At 60.1% G+C, this 4910-nt stretch carries 4 protein-coding genes; 2 read left to right on the top strand and 2 right to left on the bottom strand.

The window, feature by feature from the left end; all coding sequences use genetic code 11:
- The coding region (locus tag F6X40_RS40940; protein WP_187631817.1) for a hypothetical protein at positions 1-945 on the top strand (945 nt) is incomplete at its 5' end.
- A gap of 351 nt (positions 946-1296) precedes the next feature.
- Here the strand turns inward: F6X40_RS40940 and F6X40_RS40935 are convergent.
- Together F6X40_RS40935 and F6X40_RS40930 are read right to left on the bottom strand one after the other, a co-directional pair.
- A complete protein-coding gene (locus tag F6X40_RS40935) occupies positions 1297-2841 on the bottom strand; it encodes a TolC family protein (protein ID WP_222946307.1) in 1545 nt (514 codons plus the stop codon).
- A gap of 312 nt (positions 2842-3153) precedes the next feature.
- Positions 3154-3303: a hypothetical protein gene (locus F6X40_RS40930; RefSeq protein ID WP_187631816.1), complete on the bottom strand. Its 150-nt coding sequence runs from the start codon at positions 3301-3303 to the stop codon at positions 3154-3156.
- Positions 3304-3458: 155 nt separating this feature from the next.
- Here F6X40_RS40930 and F6X40_RS40925 point away from each other — a divergent pair.
- A protein-coding gene (locus tag F6X40_RS40925; RefSeq protein ID WP_187631815.1) for an IS3 family transposase occupies positions 3459-4642 on the top strand; the annotation gives its coding sequence in 2 pieces (ribosomal slippage) (positions 3459-3729 and positions 3729-4642; 1185 coding nt in all).
- The last annotated feature ends 268 nt before the right edge of the window (positions 4643-4910 follow it).

Here is a 4910-nt window from a genome sequence, read left to right as displayed (position 1 = left end):
GGCATCGGCATCCGCATCGGCATCCGCGTCCGCATCCGCATCGGCATCCGCGTCCGCATCGGCATCCGCATCCGCATCCGCATCCGCATCCGCATCCGCATCCGCATCCGCATCCGCATCAGCATCCGCGTCCGCATCCGCATCCGCATCCGCATCCGCATCCGCATCCGCATCCGCATCAGCATCGGCATCCGCGTCCGCGTCAGCATCGGCGTCCGCATCCGCATCCGCATCCGCATCAGCATCCGCATCGGCATCCGCGTCAGCGTCAGCGTCCGCATCGGCGTCAGCATCCGCGTCAGCATCCGCGTCAGCATCCGCATCAGCGTCAGCGTCAGCATCCGCGTCAGCATCTGCATCGGAATCAGCGTCCGCATCCCTATCGTCGTCAACTGCACCCGGCGGCGTCTGTTCATCCACTACAGCAGGAGCGCTGCCGCCATTACCACCACCGCTCGCGGCAGCAATCCCCGCACCCAGCGCGGCAAGCGCACCCAGGCCCAGGAGGCCGAAGCCCACCAGACCGACACCCGGCGCGGCAACGAGATTCGCGCCGAAACCGCTCAGTTGCGCCGCACCCAGAACCAGAGGCGAGTCCGTGCCATCCGCAAGAAAAGCGGCCTCATGATCATCCTCGCCGTCCGCAGCGATATATTCGTGATACGACCCGTCTTCACCCAGGCCGACCAGCTCGCCTTCATTGCCGTAGAAGTCCTCAATGATCAGTTGCGGCTGGTCGAGCTCCACCCCTTCCAGGCTGACCAGAAGATTCTTGCCGGAGCGTCGCACGGTAATGTTTTCGGGGCCGTGGCCGGTCTTGCTCTCGGCCAGAATGAATTTGCCACCTTTGATGGCGCTTACACGAACGGGAGCGCCTTGCGCGGACCCGCGCAATTCAACAGTCTGCTTGATGGTGCTGCCGTCGACAACGGCGAGCTTCACTGAACTGGTACTCATGGTAGTGCCTCTTTGAGTGCGTATGCTGGTCCACCTGGCCAGCGTATAGATAGAAAATGGCGACATGGCAGTCGCAGGAATGCTGCTCTACCTCTATTCTTGATGGGTGAGCGATAAAACGAAATATGACGAGTTCGAATTTGGACGAGACAGAAACGAGACATTGCCCGGCACGGGAATCGCGAGCAGCGGTGCCTATGCACGATTGCGTAAGGGCTAAACAGGCAGTTGTCCGATGTTTCTCGCCTCTGTGCGCCAGACGCAAAAAGGGCCGCCATCCAGAAAGGAAGGCAGCCCATCGCGAAGCCCTGTATCCGGTGCGGCTCTGATCCGCAACACCTAACCGCTGGAGCGCCCGGTCTCCAGCCAGTCAACCAGCGAACCCGCGGATGCGTGCTCCCGCAGTACCGCCGCGTAGCCATCGAACCGGTTCGTCACTTCGCTCACGCTGTTGCCGTAGTGATCGTTCTCCGCAAGGAGCACATCGAGCAGGGTTCGTTTGCCCAGGTGGTACCACTGTTCGAAGAAGGCCTTGCGCACCTGATCGGTTTCAGCGGAGAGGCGTTTGTACTGCTCCGCACGGCTGAGCATGGTGTGCGCATCCTGATCCGCGGTGCGAATGCCATACTCGAGGTCACGCCGCTGCTGGTCGAGGCGCTGCCACGAAGCCTGTGCCCGGTACCCTGCCGCAGCCGTCGCCGCCTGCGTCGAACCGCCGCGGAATGCCGCCCAGTTGAGCGTCAACATGGTTTGCCATGGCGCACGTTGTCCCGCGCCCGTGCCTCCGATTCCGGCATTCGCATTGACAACCCAATTCACCGACGGCAGGCCCGACGCTTTCACCACTTTGGCATTCAGGTCGGCCGCATTTGCCTCGGACTGAATCTGATGCAAGCTCGGATGAGCATTCACCCGCTCCATGAGTTGCGGCAGATTGCCCGGTTGGAGCGGCCAGTCGCGCGCGTGCGGAATCGGCGGTACGCTTTCGCCCAGCAGCTTTTGCAACGCCAGTTCCGCATCACGTGCCTTCGCTTGCGCTGAATCGCGCGCAGCTTCAGCCTGCAGCAGACGCGCCTTGGCCTGCGTGAGTTCGCTGCCGCGACCACGGTCGACAGCCACAATTTCGCTGAGCATCTTCACGAGCGTGGCCATACGCTCAACAAATTGCTGGCTCACGTCAACGATCGTGCGCTGCTTGCCCAGTTCAACGAGCGTGCTCGTCACCTCGAACGCATTCTGATTGCGGGCCGCTACATAACTACTGAGCGCGGCATCCGAGAGTTGTTCACGACTTCCGATTGTGTTCTTTGTGCGCCCCCAGTCGTACACCGTTGTCGTGACGTTCGCCGTCACTACGTTCCCGTTGTTGGAGCCATTTCGATTACCGGGACCAAATTGCACACCCTGTGTCTGCGAACCGATGTCAACTTGCGGCCACCGCAAGCCTTTCGCTTCGTCGACGTCTGATTTCGCGGCTTCGTAGGCGGCATACGCCTGCCCGACTTCGGGACTGCGCTTCTCCGCTTCCTCGACGGCGCTCAGGAAGATACGGCGCAGCGTGGCGGAATCCACCGGAGGCCCTCCCTCGCTACTGGACGGTTGCGTTTCGAGCCACTGTGAGAACGTCACCGGAGGAGCATGGCTTCCCGGGGTCGACGGCTGTTTAATCTCGACCGGAGTCGATCTGCTTGCAGTTGCTGCATCGCTCGCCAGCGCCAGATCAGACTTCGTTTGAGCGCCCGCAATGGCACTCGCCGGCAAGGCGAGCACGACCAGCAGCGACGAAACCAGCCATGACAGGGGGCGGAGCCGCAAACCGGAGAGGCCATCCCCGTTGGTGAGGGGCGCGGCAGCCTGTACGTCAGGAAAATCGTTTCGATTCATGATCGTAACCGGTTAGATTGAAGTATGTGGTGCGACACCCGAACCGCAATCCAGACTCAGAAAACAATGAAGCAATGCTCGTCGTTTAAAGGATCGATTCAGCTAATTCGGGTGACCTTGGTGAACGAAACACGAGATTTCGTACTGGCTCCAATTGTCCGGATATCGGTCACCCCGCGAAATCAGACAGCCGCGACAACATAGTGAGACTGGTACGAATTTTTCGTTCGCAGTCTTTCGCAAGCACTGATTTCCGCGCGCGATTGTCTGACCACATAGGGCTGCCCGTATCGACAGTGGCCAACCCATTGCTCACCTATTTTCATCGAACCGTTGGCGCGAGAGCGGCGTGTTGAACAGGCGTGCGGCGAGGTGCGGATAGGGCACGTTCATGGCTGTGCCGAACAGTGAAGTTGTCACACGATTTCCTGCCGCAGTCGAAATTCCTGGTAGCAGCGTCATTTCTGACTGGTTCGATACAATGCAAAATGTTATTACCGTACTATCTCATTTATGTTCTTGAGATTTGCACGGAGATAGCCATGAAGCCTTTCTGAGCTTGCCCCCGAAAAACGAATCCCTTGCTGAGCAGGTAAACTCACGCAAGGAGAAGAACGATGACAGGCAAGGCAAAGCGGGCACAGTACACGCTCGAATTCAAGCTGGAAGCGGTGCGACTGGTCAAGGCCGGGCAAAGCATGGCAGCAGTGGCGGCGACACTGGGTGTGGTTGAACAGACGCTGTACAACTGGGTGAAGGCTGACCGGGAAGGCAAGCTGGCGGGGGCTGGAACAAAGCCAGTAAGCCCGGAACAGATGGAGCTGGCGCGGCTGCGTGCGGAGGTAGCTCGCCTGAAGATGGAGCGAGATATTTTAAAAAAAGCCGCTGCGTACTTCGCCAGGGAGTCGATGTGAAGTACGCATTCATTGAACGCAATCGACGCCACTGGCCGGTCTCGGTGCTGTGCGACGTGCTGGAGGTCAGCCCCAGCGGATATCATCAGCGCCGGCAACGCACTGCACAGGACAGGCCGCACCGAAGCCGCTTGAGCGACGATGCACTGCTCGCAAACATTAAGGCGATTCACGCGCAGGTGAAGGGCGAGTACGGCTGGCCACGCATGTGGAAGGAACTGCTCGCGCGTGGCGTGCGCGTGGGCAAGGAGCGGGTTCGCAAGCTGATGGCGCAGCATGGCATTCGAGCCCGCCACAAGCGCAAGTACATCGCGACGACGAACTCGAACCACGATTTGCCGGTGGCGCCGAATCTGCTGGAGCGCAATTTCACCGCCACCGCACCGAACCAGGTCTGGACGAGCGATATCACCTATCTGGCAACAGCCGAGGGGTGGGTGTACCTCGCGGTCATCATCGACCTGTTCAGCCGGCAGGTGGTGGGCTGGTCGATGCAGCCGCACATGAAGGCTGAGCTGGTCACGGACGCACTGCGTATGGCGTGGTTCCGGCGCCACCCGGAAGCCGGCGTAATCGTGCATAGCGACCGGGGTAGCCAGTATTGCAGCGGCCTGTTCCAGGACACGTTGAAGGCCTATGGCATGCGTTCGTCGATGAGCCGACGCGGCGATTGCTGGGATAACGCGCCGACCGAAAGTCTGTGGGGTTCGCTGAAGGTCGCACGCATGCATGGCCGGCACTTCGCCACGCGGCGTGCCGCAATGGATGAGGTGATTGACTGGCTGGGCTTTTACAATGCACGCCGGTTACACTCGACACTCGACTACGTCAGTCCCATGACATTCGAGAAAAACTGGTTCGCAGCCCGGCAAGGCGAGGCTGCGTAATTTCCTCGGTTAAGGGATTCGCCAAACAGGGGCAAGGTCACCTTCTCATCGACGTCGAAATGCCTCCCAACGAACGCTTGTAGCCGAGGAACCGTTCGATATCTGGACCAAGAAAGCTCCGGAAGCGGGTGGGAGATCTCAGTAAGCACCTCACGACGGCCGTCCGCAACGCGGCGTTCGCATGAGGCATGATGGGGAATCGGGCTACATGATTTTCACTGGCTAGCAATCAATCGGCAGACGCCGCTGGGCCAGCCTGCCGAGCCAG

This window comes from Paraburkholderia sp. UCT31 (assembly GCF_014397655.1).
Taxonomy (GTDB): Bacteria; Pseudomonadota; Gammaproteobacteria; order Burkholderiales; family Burkholderiaceae; genus Paraburkholderia; species Paraburkholderia tuberum.
Note: the sequence above shows the minus strand (reverse complement) of the source record. Positions and strands in the feature narration are given on the sequence as shown.